Source organism: Saccharothrix longispora (genome assembly GCF_031455225.1).
In the GTDB taxonomy this organism is placed as follows: Bacteria; Actinomycetota; Actinomycetes; order Mycobacteriales; family Pseudonocardiaceae; genus Actinosynnema; species Actinosynnema longispora.
Map to the genome: position 1 here is coordinate 196,400 of NZ_JAVDSG010000001.1, position 19,673 is coordinate 216,072.

Sequence of the window (19,673 nt, forward strand, 5' to 3'; positions counted from 1 at the left end):
ACTTTTCGAGGGGCACAGGGCGTGTCAGGTCGTGTAGAGAGCCGCGACGGTGCTGTGCACCGTCGTCGAGTACACCGGGTCGGAGATGTGGGTACCGCCGAACACTGGTCCGTTTCCCCTGGTCATCGTCCAACCGCCGGTGGTTTCGAAGTCGGGGTTCGCGATGTGGCACCCCGTGAGTCGGATGTCGTCGAACCGGACGAGCACCCGGTAGTTCGCGACGCCCTTCGCCTCGTAGAGCCGCAACATCAGCGTGCCCACCCCGTTGGTCAGGTATGGCGTCAGGTCGCGTGGTGAGGACGTGTACCAGTCGGTGCCCTCGCTGGCGATGTCGCGTTCCCACACCTTCGTGCCCCCGATGAGCGCCTGCTTCATGTGGTAGCCAGGTGTGTTGTCGCCCCAGTTGTCCTGGTGCCACAACACCATCGAGCAGGATGTGGACCCAGGGTCGAGCCGCACTGCGGTACTGGCTGCCGCGAAATCGCCGGCTTGGGTGTCCGTGTTGCTGTGCACGGTGAAGACCAGCCCGCCGCGCCCGGTGTGCGCGAACGAGACGTCCCCGGCCTGAGGAAGGTCCGGGGTGAGCGGCAGTGCGTACTGCACCACACCCGCGATCTTGCCCGCCTTCACGTACTCGATGCCGACCGCGGTCACCGTGCGGACGTAGCCGACGTCCGGCGTGACCGTGGTGGCCGACAGCGTCGCCGCGTACGGCATCAGGAGGAGCTTCTTGCTCTTCGCCGCGAGCAGCGCGACAGCGGTGTCGAGATGGCCGCGCAACGATCCGGTCCACACCGTGTTGCGGTTCGGGGAGTCGTTGAACGGCAGGATCAGGCTGTCCATGACATTGGCGTACGAGATCGTGAACGCCTCGGTGAGCTGGTGGACGTAGACCACCGGGTAGAAGTCGATGCCGGCGGCGGCGCGGATCTGGCCTGTGTAGGCCGGCGTGAAGAAAGCCCTGTTGTAGTAGAAGTCGTCCATCGCCCACGCCTTGAGCACCGCGTACTCGTCGGCGAGTGCGCCGATCGCTCGCGCCCAGGCCAGGTAGTCCTTCTTGTGGGGCAGGTAGGTCGAGCACGTGTCGTCGACGCCGGGGCACTCGGTCGGCGGCACCAGGTAGGCCCACGTGGTCAGGCCCGCGGTCTGGGCTTCGCGCAGGAACGGCTCGAAGTCGTTCCAGTCGTTCTCGTTGTGGACCAGGAACGCGTAGGTGTTCGCGTTCATCTCTCGCAGCCGCGCGACCGTGGCCTGCGCGTCGACCCGGCCGTTGACGCGAACCGGGTTCGCGTAGCTCGCACGCACTCCAGGCGCGGGCGCTGCGGTTGCCTGTGCGGGGAGAAGCAGCCCGGCGAACACGGCTGAAATCAGGAGGATGAGGGCGGTTCTCAACACGAACCCGCTGTTATGCCGACACACGTGTCTCAGCCCGCTTCGATGGCTTGGACGATGAGTTCGTTGCGGGCGTCCTGGCCCAGCGGCTCGGTGGTGTGGACGCCGTCGCGGAGGTAGGCCGTGAGCCGGGTCGGCTTCGCGGCGAGGAACTCGGCCCAGCGGATGACGCGCAGGTTCGGGTGGCGACGTTGGGCGTCGGCCAGCTGGAGGTTGATCCAGGCGCTGTTGCGCTGGTCGGCCAGCTGGACGGCGGCGGGTTGGCCGGTCCGGGAGACCTGGGTGTTGACCCAGTAGACCGTCCGGGTCGGGCCGACGACGGTCATCGTGCGGTCGACCTGCGCGGCGAACACCGGCGGGGTGAAGATGTCGTTCGACCCGGTGGCCATCAGGATCCGGCGCGGTAGTCCGTACGTCTGAGACCACTGGGCCAGCGCGTCGACAGCCGGTGCGGTGGGGCGGCCGGACCAGTTGTGCACGGCGATGACGTCCCCGGTCCGGCTGTGCAGTCGCTGGGCCAGGGTGTAGCCGTCCTGGACGGAGATGCTGTCCCCGAACATGAACAGCCCGTCGGTGTCCAGGACTGGCCTGATCTGGGTGAGGGTCGAGATCGCCTTGGACAGGTTCTCCCACGGGCCCAGGGCGCCGGAGCCGTAGCCGTCGGCGGACGCCTGCCCCGTCGTCAGCAACGTCGAGCCCACGGCGACGGCTCCCGCGGTGAGCAGGCGGCGACGCGTGGTCTTCGCCGACGCGTTCACGAGAGAACCCGCGGAGTCGTCGGCTCGGATGGGCTCGGTGCCGTTGAGCCCGGCGGTCGGTGCATGGCTGTGCCTCCCGAAGTGTTCGGTCACGAAACAAATGTGTGATGCACGACAGGTGCTGCTATACGCACGCCAGAAGGTCGCTGACCTCGATGGGAAGGCTCCAGCCGGAGCTGTCGTAGGAGATCATCAGCCGCCTCTTCGTCGTGATGGGGCACGTCGATTCGTAAGTGTTGGTGGAGAAGACGGTCCGCTGCTCGCCGGCGGCCAATGTCGCCACGCCGGAGTCGTCGGGGGCCCAGCGGATCCACTGGGAACCCATGTCCCTCTCAAGTCTCCAGGTGACCGTACGAGGGCTCGTGGCGTTGTTGATCAGGCCGAGGTACCCGCGGTGCAAGCAGGAGTTGCTGTCGCAGTTGTACCGGACGCAGACCTGGTAGAGGATCTTGCCGTGTCCCTCGGTGCCGGAGCACCTCGGTGACGCCGGGATCCCCGCGTCGACCGCGACCAGTGGTGCCGGACGGCTCGTCTCGGCTGCGCTCGCCGTGCCGGCGACGAAGATGACCGCCGTGGCCGTTGCACAGGCGGCCATCAGGATCGCCGGCGCTTTCTTCAGCATGGATTCCTCTTTCGTCGGCACTGTCGGCGGTGGTCATCGACGTGTCGTCCGACCTGCGTACGCCGGGGGAGTGGCGTTGGTCCGCTGCGTGGAAGCAGGGATGAACACGGTGCGGATCGAGCCGTCGGTCGAGCGCCACGTGAAGATCGGACTGCCGGTGGTGAGCAGGAGGCCGGTGGGGTCGGTGGCGGCGTCCTCGAAGTAGTGCACGGTCCACGGGCTGAAGCCGCCGGCCGGTGCGACCTGGCTTGACTGGTGGACGAGGCCGTCGGTGCCGCGCACCGCGAGTTCGACCAAGCCCCCGGCACGCAGTACCGCGGCGGGTGGGCCTGCGGCGGCGACGTTGCCGATGCTCTGCCAGGCGCCGGGGAACACACCTCCGGATTCACGTTGTGCGCGCACGGTTCCGTCCGTTGCGCGGGCGAACACCTGGAGGTCTCCGTTGGCGTGTGCCACGGCTGCGGGTTTGCCGGTGGTGTCGCCGCCGATGGTGCGCCACGTGCCGAGCGTGCCGCCGGAGTACCGGGCGGTGCGCAGCGTGCCGTCACCGGATCGGGCCACGATGTCCAGCGCGGTTCCGTTGCGCACCAACGTGAAGTCCGCGGTGAGGTCGGCGCCGCCGAGCTTGCGCCACGGCAGGTAGGTGCCGTTGGGCGCGACCTGGGTGCGCCGCCACAGTGCGCCTGCGTCGTCGACCGCGTACACCGTCAGCGTCTTGTCCGCTTCGGACGCCACCACCGGGTCGCTGAGCATCCAACCCTGGTGTGCCGTGACGCCGGTGATCGGCCCCCATGCGCCGTTCGGGGTGCTTTGCACCCTGCCTCGGTAGGCGGCGTCGTCGTGGCTGTTGGCCAGGGCTTCCAGCCTGCCGTCCTCGCGCACGCCCGCCCCCGGTGCGCCGGTGAACTGGTGGTAGTCGGCGATCACCTGGTACTCGATGATCTCGTAGTCGCCCGGGTAGCGCTGCTTGCCGGCGGTGAGGCCGCCCGCGGAGTTGACGTAGAAGAACGTCACCAGGCCGTCGGTGCCTTGTACCGGTGTGGTGGGGGCGTCGTGTCGTTGTGGCACGGAGGGTCGGGTCGGCACCGGGTATCCGGTGAGGCGGCAGCCGTTGGTGTCGGCGACGATGTCCAGTTCATCAGCCCAGCCGGATCCGATGATCTTGCCGCCCGACCAGGTGGCGGTGTTCTCGTGGTAGCGGTACCAGACCAGTGCCTGGGTGCCGGTCCGCGTTCCGTAGAGGACGTCGCCGCCGGCGGAGAAGACGTGGGTGAAGGTGTTCCAGTTCGAGCCGACCCGTTCGCGGTACTGGGTGAACCGTTCGGAGGCGGCGTTCCAGCGGAACCGGAACAGGTCGCCGTCGGGGGTGCGGGCGTACAGCACGCCGTCGTCGCTGGCGACGATGAGGTCGTACTGGTTCCAGCCGGTGTCCAGGACCTTCGCGGGAGCCCACGTGCCGGTGGCGTGGTCACCGGTCCAGGCGAAGGCCTGGAGGTGTCCCTCGGCGGTGACGGAGTACAGCCTGTCCCGCCCGTCGACGGTGACGTGGTTGCGGTATGCGGCCTGCACGTAGCGGCGCCAGCCGCCGCCCACGTCCCTGAACTGCTCGCCGTTCCAGGTGTCCCAGCCGGTGCCGTTCCAGCGGTACCGGAGGATGTCACCGGTGGTGCCGTCCAGCCGGTAGATCACCCCGTTGGGGCCCGCCAGCGTGCGATCGCCGTTCCAGCCCCCCGTGCCGATGGTGCGCTTCGTCCCCCAGTCGGCGACACCGGTTTCCGGTTCGTTGTGCGGGTAGAGGAAGATGCTGCCCGCCTGGGTCACCCCGAAGATGTTCGCCGCCGAGTTGCAGGTGAGCGCTGCCGTGATGGCCGCCTGCGCCACCGGGACGGTCGTGCCGGTCAAGGCGGCGGTGAGCGCCACGATGGTGGCGGGGAATCGTTTTCTGCGCTTGCTCGCGCCGACCTCTTGCATGTGATAGCTCCCGTTGTCCGGTGTGTGGACAGCCCTGGGGCACTGTGACCGCGTACCTTTTCGGGCTGCCAGGGTTCCGCTCCGGTTGATGGCCTATTCGACCTGGAGAACGGGGCTGTGCTGTTCCACGTGGTAGGTCGACTCCCAGACCTGGCCGACGGACGTGTACGCCGCGCTCCTGCGGGGGATGGCGCACGTGGCGGTGGGGGTGGATTTGACGGAGTGCGCGGGGACGACGAAGTTGCTCCAGACACCGCCGGCGCAGGTGATCGACGTACCACTACGGGTGTAGTCCACCCAGATCGTGTCGACGGACCAGGCGACGTCGCCGGCGTTGCCGAGGTTGACGGTGAAGTACACCTCGTCGTCGTCGGCCCACGCGCAGGTCTGCCAGTACCACTCGGTGTGGCCGGTGACGCGGCTGTAGCCGCTGCAGGCGCTGCCTGCCTGCCCCGGCGGCACCACGACCGCCGCCGACGCGGGTGTGGACAACGCGATGAGCCCCGCGCTGAGCAGCACCCCGGTCATGAAGAGCCTGAACATGTGCCTCATCCCCGTTCCTCCGATGTCGGCTCCCGCTCGATTGCCCTTCGGTGGTGTCATCGACGTGCCGCCCGTCCTGCGTAGGCGAGGGAAGCCGTGTCGGTTTGCCGTGTGGTGGCGGGGATGAAGACGGTGCGGATCGAGCCGTCGGCCGAGCGCCACGTGAAGATCGGGCTGCCGGTGGAGAGGAGCAGGCCGGTGGGGTCGGTGGCGGCGTCCTCGAAGTAGTGCACGGTCCACGGGCTGAAGCCGCCGGCCGGTGCGACCTGGCTTGACTGGTGGACGAGGCCGTCGGTGCCGCGCACGGCCAGTTCGATCAGACCTCCAGCGCGCAGCACCGCGGCGGGGGAGCCGGTTGCGGTGAGGTCGCCGATGGTCTGCCAGGCGCCGGGGAACACCCCGCCGGTCTCGCGCTGGGTGCGCACCGTTCCGTCGGTGGTGCGGGTGAACACCTGGAGGTCCCCGTTGCCGTGTGCGACGGCAGCGGGTTTGCCGGTCGCGTCGCCGCCGATGGTGCGCCACGTGCCGAGCGTGCCGCCGGAGTACCGGGCGGCGCGCAGCGCGCCGTCGGCGAAGCGGGCCACGACGTCCAGTGCGGTTCCGTTGCGCACCAGGGTGAAATCCGTGGTGAGACCGCTTCCGCCGAGCTTGCGCCAGGCGGTGTAGGCGCCGTTGGTCGTGATCTGCGTGCGGCGCCACAGCGCTCCAGCGTCGTCGACCGCGTAGATGGCCAATGTCCCGTTGGCATCGGCGACCACCGCCGGGTCGCCGGCCATCCACCCGTGGTGCGCCGTGATGTCGGTGATCGCGCCCCAGGATCCGTTCGCGACGCCCTGCACCCGGCCGCGGTAGGCGGCGTCGTCGTGGCTGTTGGCCACCGCCTCGATCCTGCCGTCCGCGCGGACGCCGACGCCCGGTGCGCCGGTGAACTGGTGGTAGTCGGCGATCACCTGGTACTCGATGATCTCGTAGTCACCCGGGTAGCGCTGCTTGCCCGCGGTGAGGCCGCCCGCGGAGTTGACGTAGAAGAAGGTGACCAGTCCGTCGGTGCCCTGCACCGGCGTCGTGGGCGCGTCGGATCGTTGGGGCACCGCGGGGCGCGACGGTACGGGATACCCGGAGAGCCGGCAGTTGTCGGTGCCGGCGACGACGTCCGGGTCGCTGTACCAGCCGGTGCCGATGATCTTTCCCTTGCCGCTGTTCGCCCAGGTGGCGGTGTCCTCGTAGTAGCGGTACCAGAGCAGTTCGCCGCCGTTGTCCGCCCGCGAGGCGTAGAGGACGTCGCCGCCGGGCGAGAAGATCCGGTTGAACGTGTTCCAACCCCACCCGACCTGGGTCCGGTACTGGGTGAACCGCTCGGACGCGGCGTTCCAGCGGAAGCGGAACAACCCGCCGTCCGGTGTGCGCGCGTACAGCACGCCGTCGTCGGTTGCGACGATGAGGTTGTACTGGTTCCAACCGGTGTCCAGGACTTTCGCCGGTGCCCACGTGCCGGTGGCGTGGTCGCCGGTCCAGGTGAGGACCTGGAGGTGCCCTTGGGCGGTGACGGAGTACAGCCTGTCCCGCCCGTCGACGGTGACGTGGTTGCGGTACGCGGCCTGGGCGTAACGGGTCCAGCCGCCGCTCGTGTTCCGGTAGGACCGACCGTTCCAGACGTCCCAGCCGGCGCCGTTCCACCGGTACCGGTACAGGTCTCCGGTGGTGCCGTCCATCCGGTACATCACCCCGTCGGGCCCGGCCAGCGTGCGGTCGCCGGTCCAGCCCGAGCCGATGGTGCGCCGCTGTCCCCAATTCGCCGTGCCGGTTTCCGGTTCATTGTGCGGGTAGACGAAAACGTCGCCCGTGATCGTCACCCCGAAGACGTTCACCGCCGAATTGCACGTGAGCGTCGCGGCGGCTTGTGCCGCTGTCGTCGGCGCGACCATGACGGCTGACGCGACGGTGCCCGCCAACACGGCGGTGAGCAGTCTTCTTCGCAGGCTTGCGCCGACCGATGCCATGTGGTTCCCCCTGGTTCATCCCCTGTCCATACAGCCGGTCAACGACTGTAGACACTGGTGGGACGGTTGTCAGTGCTTTGACCCGACACCCGCCGAGTGGCGGTGTGCCCCGTCGCTCCGGGTGCCCGTTATCGGCCATACGGTTAACACGGGAACGGTGGACTACGCCTTTTGGGTCGGCTCCTTGCTTTGTCGTACCGCGTATGCAAGTTTCGGACGGATGTGACCACGGGGGTGGTTGCGTATCGCTATTCCGATCCGGGGGAATGCGCAATGGTGGCCTGGAGTGCTCGGCGTGCCCGCTTATTCCCGGCCGCACCGTCGGGTACCCGGCTCGCGGTCGCGGTCGCCGTGGTGCTGGTGCTGCTCCTGGGCACGGTCCCGCCCGGGGTGGTCGACGCGCTGCCGTGGTTCGGCTCGGCCGGCCACCACGGCCTCGCCCCGGGTGAGCTCGCGCCCGACCAGTCGTGGGGAACTGCCGAAGGGCAGGCCGGTGTGGTCGAGGGTGACACGGTCAACCGGGCGTTGCCGGTGTCCGAATCGGCCAAGTACCCGCAGCCGACGTTCCCGTCCGGACAGCCGCCGCCCAATGAGGCGCACGAACTCGCGGCGCCGTCGGGCCTGACCGGCTTCGACCCGGCCGGCAGCCGCGAAGATCCCGAACTGCGCCAAGCCGATTCCCGCACGTTCCGCAACACCGATGGCACCCAGACCACCGAGTTCAGCCAGGCGGCGGTCAACTACCAGCGCCCCGACGGTTCCTGGCACCCGATCGACACCACGCTCGTCGCCGACGGTGGCGGGTGGCACAACGCCGCCGACCAGGTAGAGACCCGGTTCGCCGCGACGGCGTCGGAATCACCGTTCGTGCGCATGAGGTTGTCCGACGACCACGAGCTGTCCTTCGGCTTGGCGGGCACGGCCCCCGCTCCTGCCCGGGTCGAGGCCAGCCGGATCACCTACCCCGGCGTGGCCGCGGGTGTGGACCTGCGCTTGGACGTCCTACCCGGTGGCGTCAAGGAAACGCTCGTGCTGGCCTCGCCCGACGCACCGCACGACTGGGTGTTCCCGTTGCGGCTGAAGGACCTCACCGCCCGGATCGTGGATGGTGAGGTGTCCCTGGTGGACGCCTCCGGTCGGAAGCGATTGCGGATCCCCGCGGGGTTCATGACCGACAGCCGCCCCGAGAACCCGTCCACGTCCCACGGCGTGCGCTATCAACTGGTCGAGCACAACGGCGGCCAGGCGTTGAAGATGTCGTTGGACTCGGGGTGGCTGCGCGAGGCCGGCCGTACCTACCCGGTGTTGGTGGACCCGTCGGTGCAGGGCACGTCCGCCAGTGCCGCCGTGGTCACGTCGGGCGGCGCCCGTACCGGGGGTCCGGAACTGCTGGTCGGCGACGGCAGCGCGATGTACCTGAAGTTCGACGGGGTCAACCCTGCGCTGTCCAACCACCGGATCTTCGGCGCGCAGCTCTACCTGACCAGCTTCAGTGCGCCGTCGTGCCGCCCGGAGCCGATCACGGTGCACCCGGTCACCGGCGCCTGGTCTCCCTCGGGAACGGGCCATCCACCGACCGGCGGCTCGATCGCCGGCGCCTCGTTCGCGCACGGCTACGTGGCGCTCGGCCAGTCGCACTCGGCCTGCCCGGTGGCACCGGACATGGTCGACCTCGGCACCGCAGGACGTGACCTGGTGCAGGGCTGGGTGCGCGGCGGCACCAACAACGGCCTGGCGGTGAAAGCCACCCGGAGCTGGAAGAAGTTCACCGGCGTAGGCACCGCGAACCCGCCGCGGCTGTTCGTCACCCACACCCCCTACGACGCCTCCTACCGGATCGAACGCGGTGTGCCGCAACCGCCGGTGCACCGGCAGCAGGACGGCAAGGTGCGCATCGCGGTGACCAACCGCGGCTCGCAGACGTGGACGCCCGCGGCCTACAAGCTGGCCTACCGCGCGTTCACCGCACAGGGGCGCGCGGTCGACTCACGCGTGTCGGCGGTGCTGCCACGTGACGTGCCACCCGGCGACACGGTGACGCTCGACGCGACCGTCTACCGCTTCGCCAACGCCGGCGACTACCTGCTCGACTTCAGCATGGTGCACAACGGCACCTACTTCACCGACGAGCAGATCCCGCCGGCGCGCCTGTCGCTGACGATGTTCGAGCTCCCGCCGATCGTCAAGGCGCAGTACCCGCCCGCCGGGCACTCCGCGCCGACGCTGACCCCGCAGCTGTGGGCGGACGCGGTCGACGTGGACGCGCCCGCGGGCACCGGGGTCCGCTACGAGTTCGAGGTCTGCGGCAGCAACGCCGACGGCACCCCCGCGCTGGGCAGCTGCACGCTCGGACCTCGCGTGGCGAGCAAGACGTGGACGGTGCCGAGGGGACGGTTGCAGTGGAGCGAGACCTACCACTGGCGGGCGTTCGCGATCGACCCGAGCGGCGCCCGCAGCGAGGCGTTACCGTTCAGCGCGCTGCTGACCGCCGTGCCGCAGCCGGAGATCACCTCGCACCTGGGTGGCGCGCCCTACAGCGCGGGTGACCTGGACTTCGACCCGCAGGTGGGCAACTACACGACCGCCGCGATCGACGCCGTGCTCGGTGTCACGGGACCGGAGTTGAACGTCGCGCGGACCTACAACAGCCTCGACCCCCGCAAGACCAACCTGTTCGGCGCGGGCTGGTCCACCCGCTACGACATGCGGGTCATGCCCGACCAGGACGGCTCGGGCAACGTCGTGGTCACCTACCCCGACGGCCAGCAGGTCCGGTTCGGCCGCAACGCCGACGGCACCTTCGACCCGCCGCCGGGCCGGTTCGCCACCTTCTACCAGGACACCACGACCACCGCCCGCAACTACGTGCTGGTGGACAAGGCCAACACCGTCTACACGTTCCGCGAGTTCGACGGCCGGCTCATCACGATCCACGACAACGCCGGTCGCATGCTGGAACTGGACTACGGCCTCAATGGTCAGGTCAAGCGCGCGATGAGCCGCGCGAGCGCCAACCGGACGCTGTACTTCACGTGGACCGGCAACCACGTCACCGAGGTCCGCACCGACCCACCGGCGACCGGCGGCACGCCGTTCAGATGGGTCTACAAATACCTCGGCGACCGGCTGACGGAGGTCTGCGACCCCAAGGGCGGCTGCACCAGGTACGACTACGACAACGGCTCCCACTACCGAACCGCCGTCCTGGACTCCCTGCCCGACTCCTACTGGCGACTCGGCGAGCCCGCCGGCTCGGCCGACGCGGTCAGCCAGGTAGCCACCAACCTCGCCAAGGACTGGGGCGCGCACCGCGGCACCACGCCCGGCACGCCCGGCCCGCTGGACGGCAGCCCGGACACCGCGACCACGTTCAACGGCAGCAGTTCCTACGTGGCCCTGCCCGACGGCGCGATCAAGAAGTCCCGCGACCTGTCCGTGGAGCTGTGGTTCAAGACCACCACCGGCGGACCGCTGATCGGCTTCCAGACCGCACCGTTCGACCGCGCACAGAACGGCGCCGTCCCCGCCCTGTACGTCGACCGCGACGGCAAGCTGCGCGGCCAGTTCTGGCACGGCCGCGTCGCCCCGATCACCACCACGGGCACGGTCAACGACGGACGGTGGCACCACGTGGTGCTGTCCGGCTCGCTGGCCACCCAGACCCTGTACCTGGACGGCGCCAAGGTCGGCACCACCGAGGGCGAGATCGACAACAGCCCGTTCAACCACGGGCAGATCGGCGCGGCCCACGCGGTCGGCCCGGCGGCCTGGGAGCCGGTCGGCTGGTGGCCCGGCGCGGGCCGCAAGCACTTCGCCGGGGAGATCGACGAGGTCGCGATCTACCAGCACCCGCTGGGCGAGGAAGCGGCTCGCGCCCACTACCGGGCGCGTGAGCACTCCGACCAGCTCACGAAGGTCACCATGCCCAGCGGCCGGGTAGCCGCCGAGTTGGCCTACGACACCACCAACGACCGCGTCCGCGACTACACCGACGTCGACGGCGGGCACTGGAAGCTGGGTGCGCCGCAGGTCAGCGGCACCGAGAAGCAGGACGCGCAGGGCCGTACGGTCCGCAACCTGGTGCGCACCGTCCAGGTCACCGACCCCGGCGACCGGTCGCACTTCTTCGACTACGACCCGATACGCGGTCGGATCATCAGGTTCGTCGCGCCGCTGGGCACCGGTGTGCGGCTGGAGGACCGCCCCGACCCGTCGGTCGTGCCGACCACCCCGTCCACCGCGCCGCCGTGCACCGACACGACGACGAATCCGGACGGCACGCCCGCCTATTGCGGCGGTACGGGGGTGAGCAACCCGGACTGGCAGGGCGGCCCGGTGCAGGGCGTCGGCGTGCGCACCTTCGGCTACGACGCGGCCGGGTTCCAGCAGACCATCACCGACGAGAACGGCCACCAGGTCGAGCTGCGCAACGACGCCCGCGGCAACGTGATCTCCCGCAAGACCTGCCGCGAACCCGGGGTGTGCGACACCGAGCACTTCACCTACCACCAGCCCGCACCGGGCAAGGCCAACGACACCGATCCGCGCATCGACAAGCAGCTCACCGCCCGCGACGGCCGTTCCACCGGTCCGACCGACAACCGCTACCTGACGTCGATGGAGTACGACGCACGCGGCGAGCTGCTCAAGCAGACGATGCCCGACGGCACCACCGTCACCCACGGCTACACCGACGGCACCACCGCCGCGGAAGGCGGCGGCAACGAGCCCGCCGGACTGCTGAAATGGACCAAGGACGCGCGCGGCAAGCAGACCACCTACCGGTACTTCACCAACGGCGACCTGGCCTCCACCACCGAGCCCGGCCGCACCGATACCGAGGCCGAGGGCCTGGTCACCAAGTACCGCTACGACCTGCTGGGCCGCAGAGTCGCGGAGACCGAGTTCTCCGACACCCACTCCCAGGGGCTGGAGACGAAGTACGGCTACGACGAGCTGAACAGGCTCGTGGAGGTCACCGACGCCCCAGTCACCAACGCCGTCGACGCGATCCGGCACACCAGGTTCACCAAGACGACCTACAACGCCGACAGCCTGCCGGAGAAGGTCGAGGTCTCCGGCCTCGCCGGCGGTGACTCGACGCGCACCGTCACCTACACCTACGACGACCGCGGTCGGCAGGACTCCGTCACCGACGCCGAGGGTTCCAAGACCAGCTACGCCTACGACGTGTTCGGCAACCGAACCCAGGTCGTCGACGCGATCGGCACGCGCATCGAATACGCCTACACCGCCCGCAACATGATCGCCGAGGTGAGGCTGCGCGGCTGGCACGGCAAACCGGTCTCCGGCGGCCAGGGCACCGGCGAGCAGGCCGATCCCGGCACGCTGCTGGTGCTGGAGTCCAACACTTACGACCTCGGCGGCAGGCTCATCCGGCACGTCGACGCCATGGGCCGCAAGACCCTCTACGAATACACGCCCAACGGCGTGGTGTTCCGCGTGCACGCTGAGGTGCCGGTGCCCGGCGGTGCACCGCGCAAGGTCCTGCTGGAGCAGAACGCTTACGACGGCGCGGGGAACCTCGTCAAGCACACGGGCCCCGGCGGCAGGATCACCCAGTACACGTACGACGCGGTCGGCCGCATCACCGAGGAACTCGCCGACCCGACCGGCCTGGTCCGACGCACCGCCTACCGCTACGACGCCAACGGCAACGTCACCCAGATCGCCCGCTCCGGCAACGGCTCCAACACACCCGGCCTGCAGACCACGGCGAGCTCGGTCGTCGACTACGGGTACGACAACGTCGGCAACCAGACCAGCGAGAGCATCCAGCTCGGAACCACGCCGCTGACCACCACGCGCCGCTACGACAAGCGCGGCCTGCTCGTCGCCGAGACCGACCCGCGCGGCAACGTCACCGGCGCCAACCCCGCGGCGTTCACCACCGAGTACCGCTACGACGAGAGCGAGCGGCAGGTCGCGGTGACGCTGCCCGCCGTGTCGGTGGAAACCGGCGGCGGCACACCGACCACGGCACGTCCCGAAACCCTGATCGGGTTCGACACCTTCGGCGACCAAACCGCCGTCAAGGACGAGAATGGCCAGGTCACCCGGCTGTTCTACGACAAGGTCGGCCGCCCGGTCCGCACCGAGAGCCCCGACTACACCCCGCCCGGCGCCTCCCAAGCGATCAAGGGCACCATCACGACCACCTACGACCCGGCCGGCAACGCCGTCGAGACCACCGACGAACGGGGCGCGATCACCCGGTTGCGCTACGACCAACTCGGCAGGCTCGTCGAACGGCGGGACCCCAAGGCCGATGCCCCGACCGCGGCCGGCGGCGTGTGGCGTTACACCTACACCCACACCGGTGAACAGCTGTCGATCACCGACCCGACCGGAGCGCGCAGCGAGGCGACCTACGACGCACTCGCCCGCCAGGTCACCAGCACGGTGCTGGAGCGCAAACCCACCGCCGCAGCCCACACAACGACGCTCGACCACAACGACGCCGGCGAACTGGTCAAGGCCACCTCACCGTCGGGCGACGCGACCACCTTCGGCTACGACGCCCTGGGACAACGCACCAGCGCCACCGAACCGGCGGGCGTGGTCATGCAGTACGGCTACGACGGCCTGGGTCGACCGGTCTGGCAACGCGACCCGCTGGGCCGCACCGACTACCTGCGCCTGGACGCCGCCGGGCGGCTCACCGGCTCGTTCAACCTGGACGGACAGAACGCCATCCAGCGCCGCACCACCTACACCCACGACGCCGCGGGCAACACCCTCACCGCCACCGACCCGCTCAACCACACCACCCGCTACACCTACGACGCGTTGAGCAGGCTCACCCAGCAGGTCGAACCGGTCACCGACACCGAGTCGATCACCACGTCGTTCGGCTACGACGCACGCGGCAACCGCACCCGCTACACCGACGGCCGCGGCAACAAGTTCACCACCACCTACAACGCCTGGTCACTGCCCGAGTCCGTGGTCGAACCCTCCACCGCGGCACACCCGAACGCCACCGACCGCACCTGGACCGCTGTGTACGACACGGCGGGCAACAACACCAGGCTGACCGCCCCCGGCGGGGTGGTGCGCGACCGCGAGTACGACGCGTTGAACCGGTTGAAGAAGGAGACTGGCGCGGGCGCGGAAACTGCGACCGCCGAACGCGTCCACGTCTACGACGAACTCGGGCGGGTCAGGGAGATCGACGCGCCGGGTGGGCGCAACGCCTACGACTACAACGACCGCGGCGCCCTGCTGTCGGCCACCGGCCCATCCGGCACCTCGTCGTACTCCTACGACGCGAACGGCCGCATCGCCAGCCGCGCCGACGCCGCCGGGACCACCGCGTTCGGCTATGACAAGGGCAGGCTCAAGACCGTCACCGACGGCGTCACGGGGGTCGGCCTGACCTACGGCTACAACGAGGCCGGGCAGCTCCGGAGCGTGCAGTACGGCACCGGACGGACGCGCACGTTCGACTACGACCCGCTCGGACGGGAGAAGACCGACGTCATCAAGGATGTCGGCGGCGTGACTGTGTCCTCGCTGGCCTACGAGTACGACAACAACGACCGCCTCACCCGCAAGATCACCTCCGGGTACGCGGGTGCCGGCGACAACAGCTACACCTACGACCACGCCAACCGCCTCAAGTCCTGGACGGTCGACGGGCGAACCACCGACTACGCGTGGGACGCGTCCGGCAACCGCACCCAGAACGGCGCGAAGACAGCCACCTACGACGAGCGCAACCGGCTGCTGTCCGACGGCGACTACACCTACAAGCACACGCCGCGCGGCTCGATGGCCTCGCGCACCTCGTCGGGGTTCGAGGAGAAGTTCTCCTTCGACGCCTTCGACCGGCTCATCCAGGTCGGTGCGACCACCTACGCCTACGACGGCGCCGACCGACTCATGTCGAGGGGCGCGAAGTCGTTCGCCTACGCCGGATTCGACATCGACCCGGCATCCGACGGCGACAGCACCTACGGCCGTGACGCGTCCGGCGAACTGATCTCCATCGCCTCCGGCGGCGTCAAGCGGCTGACCGTGTCGGACAAGCACGGCGACGTCGTCGGCGGCATGGACCCGACGACCACCACGGGCATGGCCGACTCCGCCGCGTTCGACCCGTTCGGCACCACCACCGCCACCACCGGCACCGCGCGCCAGGTCGGGTTCCAAGGCGACTGGACCGACCCGGACACCGAACAAGTCAACATGGGTGCCCGCTGGTACCAGCCGGGCACCGGCGGGTTCGTCTCACGCGACACCGTCTCGGCCCCGTCCGGCACCTCCACCCTGTTCAACCGCTACACGTACGGCGCGGGCCGACCACTCGACCTGATCGACCCCGACGGCCACTGGCCCAGCTGGAAGAAGATCGGCTCCGTCGCGCTGACGGTCGTCAAGGAAGTCTCACCCGTCGGCGACATCATCAGATTCGCCCGCGACCCCAGCTTGGGCAACGCCTTGTGGGTCGCATCCAACTTCATCCCCGGCGGCAAACTCCTCAAGGGCGCGAAGTACCTCTACAAGGGCGCCAAGCACCTCGCCAAGCGCGGAGACGACCTCGCAGGCGCGGCCCGCAAGTCCGGTCGACGCGGTGGTTCGGCCGCGCGACGCTCCGGTGACGACGTGGCCTCCGGCGGTCGTCGCGGAAGCAGGTCGGGGTCCAACGCCCGCCGTTACGGCGACGAAGCCGCCTCAGGAGGACACCGCTACGGCGACGAGGCGGCAGGCTGGTCACGCCGCAGCGTAGGCGGCTACTCCTCGACCGCAGCCCGTGAGGCAGCCCAAGCCGCCGCTAAACGAGCCGCAGCCGCAGCAGCAGCAGCCGCCGCCGCTGCAGCCCGCCGTGCCGCGATGGAAGCGGTGACCAGACGCGCCCAGGCCGCGATCGCCGACGCCGCCAAGAACAACCCGATGCCGGTCCTGCAAGCCGCACTGAAGCCGAAAATCGCCACGAAGGACCTGGTGTCGTCGGCGGCCAACCTGCCGGCGAGCCGGGTCTCCACCGTCACGGCCAACGTGCAGGACGTCAACAAGGTCTGGGAAACCGTCAAGGCCACCATCGTCAAACCCGGCGTCAACATCATCCAGGCCGTCGGCGAACAGGCCGTCTCCGACTTCGCCAACAGCCAGGTACCCGGCCTCGGCGACGCGCTCTCGCTGTTCGGGCCAGGTCGCAAGCGCGGCAACGGCGCCGCCCGCGACGCGGGTGACAACTCGCGCGGCGAGGCCAACGGCAGTTGCCCGATGTCTCTCGACCGCAACAGTTTCTCCGGCGAAACCCCGGTCCTGATGGCGGACGGATCACGTAAGCCGATTCGCGACGCGCGCGTCGGCGACTCGGTTCTGGCCACTGACCCGACCACCGGCGAGACCGGCCCGCGGACCGTCACCGACACCCGTTCTCACCAGGCCGAGCGCCTGCTGTACGAGATCTCGATTGCGGTGGACGGCGGCGAAGGTGACATCGTCGCGACCGACGAACACCCGTTCTGGGTCGAGTCGCTGCAGAACTGGGTCAATGCCGAAGACCTTAAGCCTGGCTACACATTCGAAACGGCAGACCACCGCCCGGCCACGGTCACCACCACCCGCGTCTTCTCCCTGGACCGCGAGGTCCACAACCTGACCGTTGACGGCCTGCACACCTACTACGTGCTTGCCGGGACCACCGCGATACTGACGCACAATGAAGACGTCGGGTGCCGTGTCCCGCACGGGTTCGATTCGAGTGAGGAGTTCGAGGCATTCGGGACCAGCTTGTACGGGAAGTTGGACGCGGCCGGCTATGGTGATGTAGAAGCCGTCCTTCACGGCAGCGCGGTGACCGGTGTCAGCTTCAAGAAGGGCGCGCCGTTCGACGGCGGCCCGAAACGTAGCGACTTCGACGTCGCGCTGGTCAGCAACGGCCTGGTACAGGCCGCGAAGACCGCCGGTGTCGGACTGCGCAGCGGCGGTACCAGGACGGGTCCCCTGGACGACAAGACTCCTGCAGCACTACGGGCCCTCGGGTTGTGGGACATGCGGAAGGAGCTCAGTGCGGAAGTCGGACGTCCGGTCAACTTCATGATCTACAATTCATTGGAGGCGGCTGTGAGCAGGGCTCCCAGCATCAGGGTCCCGAGGTCGTGATGTTGAACAATGTGGTGTACGGAACGAGTGTCGTTAGTCTCGACGAGCTCAGACTGCGACTCGAAGATGTACTCGAAATTCCCTTCCACTTGCACTGCAGCAGCTATTCTGGCGGAGACTACTATCGGGCGGAGGGTGACGGGGATGAGAATTTGATCATCGTCCGAAACGATATCCCGGAAGATGACGGTGAAGTCCTGTACCCGGAACTGGAGCGCTATACGCTGATCTTCGGCGTCTACTCGACGCCGCGTGGAGATCACTGGCGTGAAGCGCTCGGAACTGTCGCAGAGTTGGAGTTCATCGAACAGCGCTTCTTCGACTGAGTGCAGAAGCGTTGTCCGACGGGCGGTTTTGCGTCGACAGCGCGATAGGCTCGGACGGTGCACTGGGACCAACCTGAACTCGCCGAGCTGTGGCGGCTGGCCCGCGAGACCCTGGAGGGTGGCGGCCGGTCTGCGTTCGGCATTCGCGTCGAGGACGAGAGGACCGCCGCGGCGCTCACCGAACTGTTGCGCAAGCCGGTCGCGCACCCGGCCCGCCGGCAGATCTCCCTGGCGCGTCTGGACGAGCACGTCCGTGCGCACGGCAGCACGCTGACCGAGGTGCTGGAAGCGTTGCACGGCAGGCCGATCGGCATGTCCACGGCCGAGGAGGCCTCGACAGCCGACGCCGTGCTGAAGTTCGCACTGCGTCAGCACAACCTGCTGCACGAACGGTGGGCCGCACCGTGGATCGCGCACGTGCGCCGGTACGGCAAGATCCCACAACCGGCGTTGCCGATGCTCGCCAACCAGGCGGCCTGGGTACTCGGCAGGCTCGGGCCGACGACGACCCGGTTCGCCTTGGCCGGCAACGACCTCGACGACGGACGGCCGCTCGCCCGCATCGTGGGCAAGGCGCTCGAACTCATGGGCACGACCTGGGAGCAGGCGGGAATCCTCAAGGACGCCTACAGCGACCCGGTGCTGACCTCCCAGGGCTACCTGACGCTGAACGACACCCTCCAGACCCCGGAGATCACCGTTGTCCGCAGCCCACGCCTGCTCGAATCCGGCGTGCCCGGCCCGTTGATGGTGCTCCCGAACGGCCTCACCGCACAGGCCAAGCACCACCTCGGCGGCAAGGCGGTCCGCTGCCACAACGACTTCACACCGGACGGCGTCCGCGCGACCAACGACATCCTCGCCTGGACCGGCGGCACGGCGTGGCGCATGTCGGCGAACGACTACCGCGAGGCCGTCACCACCCTGATCGCCCGCGGCGTCGAACTGCCGACGTTGAACAACGGCCCCGCGGAGGCCACCTGGGATCCCGACCTGGCCAAGACCATGACCACCACGGGCCTGATGGTCACCGAGGAGCACGTGCTGCCGTCACTCCTCTGACGGCGAACCGCCTCACGTCCCGCCACCTGCGCCCCCCGGATGATCCACGCACGATCCTCCGCAGGTCGGCGAGGTCCGGCGTCCTTCGCGGCCTCGCTGCGCAGCAGCGCCGGAGGGGGGACAGCAGCTTCCGAGTGACCCTGTCCAGCAGGGACACGATCACCCGGCCGTGCTCTCAACACGCTGAATCCCTCGCTTCTACCAGCGACGATGACTCCTCGAGCGGAACAAGTCCTCCGGTGCGCGCGGTGGTCGCGCACCGGAGGAATGCCGCCGGAGCGGCGGCGCTGCACCAGGTGGCACCTGAGCAGGCGGTGCAGGCGATTCGCGAGCGGATCGCCAACGGGCTCCCGGTGGAGGCCCCAGACCGGCTGGTGGTACGAGACCTGCCGGTCGAAGACGTGCGCGTGCTGCGCGAAGCGTACCGCCGGAACCCCGGGTCGCTGCCGTTCGCCCGGATGCCCGGGTGGACAGGCACCGATGAAGCCAGGAAGGAACTCATGGCGTCGCCGGCATCGCCCAACGCCGAGTCACGGCGCGTGGCGGTCATCGGCCTGGCGGCGAGCTTCGGGACCGAACTGGATCCAGGGGGTTCGCCGAGCTGCCGGCGCTCGCCTTGCGCGACCCGGACCGCGGGGTACGCATGACAGCACGCTCCGAGCTGACGGGGATCAAGCTGTCCGTGCCGTGGGTGAGCTCGCTCATGAGCGAGCACGCCGACGAGTTGCACCGGGACGAGACGGCGCTGCGGTGGGACGACCTCGAAGCGATCGCGGCACGTCTGGACGACGTGGGCCCGTCGACCGAGACGGCCGTCATGATGCTGGTGACCGAACCCGACCTCATAACCGGCCCGTGAACCGGG

Annotated in this window: 11 protein-coding genes; 5 read left to right on the forward strand and 6 right to left on the reverse strand. The window is 69.0% G+C overall.

Going from position 1 to position 19,673, the window contains the following annotated elements:
- Positions 1 to 24 precede the first annotated feature (24 nt).
- The 6 genes from J2S66_RS00840 to J2S66_RS00865 form a co-directional block, all read right to left on the reverse strand.
- Positions 25 to 1,227, reverse strand: coding sequence for a hypothetical protein (locus J2S66_RS00840; RefSeq protein ID WP_310302418.1), 1,203 nt, complete (start codon positions 1,225 to 1,227; stop codon positions 25 to 27).
- A 197-nt stretch (positions 1,228 to 1,424) separates the two neighbouring features.
- The gene (locus J2S66_RS00845) at positions 1,425 to 2,243 is read right to left on the reverse strand and encodes an SGNH/GDSL hydrolase family protein (protein ID WP_310302420.1); all 819 of its coding nucleotides are present in this window, start codon (positions 2,241 to 2,243) and stop codon (positions 1,425 to 1,427) included.
- Positions 2,244 to 2,274: 31 nt separating this feature from the next.
- Positions 2,275 to 2,772 carry a hypothetical protein gene (locus J2S66_RS00850; RefSeq protein WP_310302423.1) on the reverse strand — a complete coding sequence of 166 codons (498 nt, stop codon included), beginning with the start codon at positions 2,770 to 2,772 and terminating at the stop codon, positions 2,275 to 2,277.
- A 33-nt stretch (positions 2,773 to 2,805) separates the two neighbouring features.
- Complete coding sequence (locus tag J2S66_RS00855) at positions 2,806 to 4,743, reverse strand: tachylectin-related carbohydrate-binding protein (RefSeq protein WP_310302425.1); 1,938 nt, start codon at positions 4,741 to 4,743, stop codon at positions 2,806 to 2,808.
- Positions 4,744 to 4,836: 93 nt separating this feature from the next.
- Entirely contained in the window at positions 4,837 to 5,295 is a 459-nt protein-coding gene (locus J2S66_RS00860) for a hypothetical protein (protein WP_310302427.1), read from the reverse strand.
- 47 nt (positions 5,296 to 5,342) lie between these two features.
- Complete coding sequence (locus J2S66_RS00865; protein ID WP_310302432.1) at positions 5,343 to 7,154, reverse strand: tachylectin-related carbohydrate-binding protein; 1,812 nt, start codon at positions 7,152 to 7,154, stop codon at positions 5,343 to 5,345.
- 321 nt (positions 7,155 to 7,475) lie between these two features.
- Here J2S66_RS00865 and J2S66_RS00870 point away from each other — a divergent pair, with 321 nt between their 5' ends.
- From J2S66_RS00870 to J2S66_RS00890, 5 genes are all read left to right on the forward strand, one after another.
- Positions 7,476 to 17,420, forward strand: coding sequence for a LamG-like jellyroll fold domain-containing protein (locus J2S66_RS00870; protein WP_310302436.1), 9,945 nt, complete (start codon positions 7,476 to 7,478; stop codon positions 17,418 to 17,420).
- Between the two features lie 2 nt (positions 17,421 to 17,422).
- On the forward strand, positions 17,423 to 17,746 hold the full coding sequence (locus J2S66_RS00875; RefSeq protein ID WP_310302439.1) for a hypothetical protein: 324 nt from the start codon (positions 17,423 to 17,425) through the stop codon (positions 17,744 to 17,746).
- A gap of 57 nt (positions 17,747 to 17,803) precedes the next feature.
- Complete coding sequence (locus J2S66_RS00880; protein WP_310302442.1) at positions 17,804 to 18,808, forward strand: DUF2399 domain-containing protein; 1,005 nt, start codon at positions 17,804 to 17,806, stop codon at positions 18,806 to 18,808.
- A 239-nt stretch (positions 18,809 to 19,047) separates the two neighbouring features.
- Positions 19,048 to 19,455 (forward strand): hypothetical protein, encoded by a 408-nt coding sequence (locus J2S66_RS00885; RefSeq protein WP_310302445.1) that lies wholly within the window; start codon positions 19,048 to 19,050, stop codon positions 19,453 to 19,455.
- Positions 19,452 to 19,667 (forward strand): hypothetical protein, encoded by a 216-nt coding sequence (locus J2S66_RS00890; protein WP_310302448.1) that lies wholly within the window; start codon positions 19,452 to 19,454, stop codon positions 19,665 to 19,667. The genes J2S66_RS00885 and J2S66_RS00890 overlap by 4 nt, the downstream gene beginning before the upstream one ends.
- Positions 19,668 to 19,673: the final 6 nt, after the last annotated feature.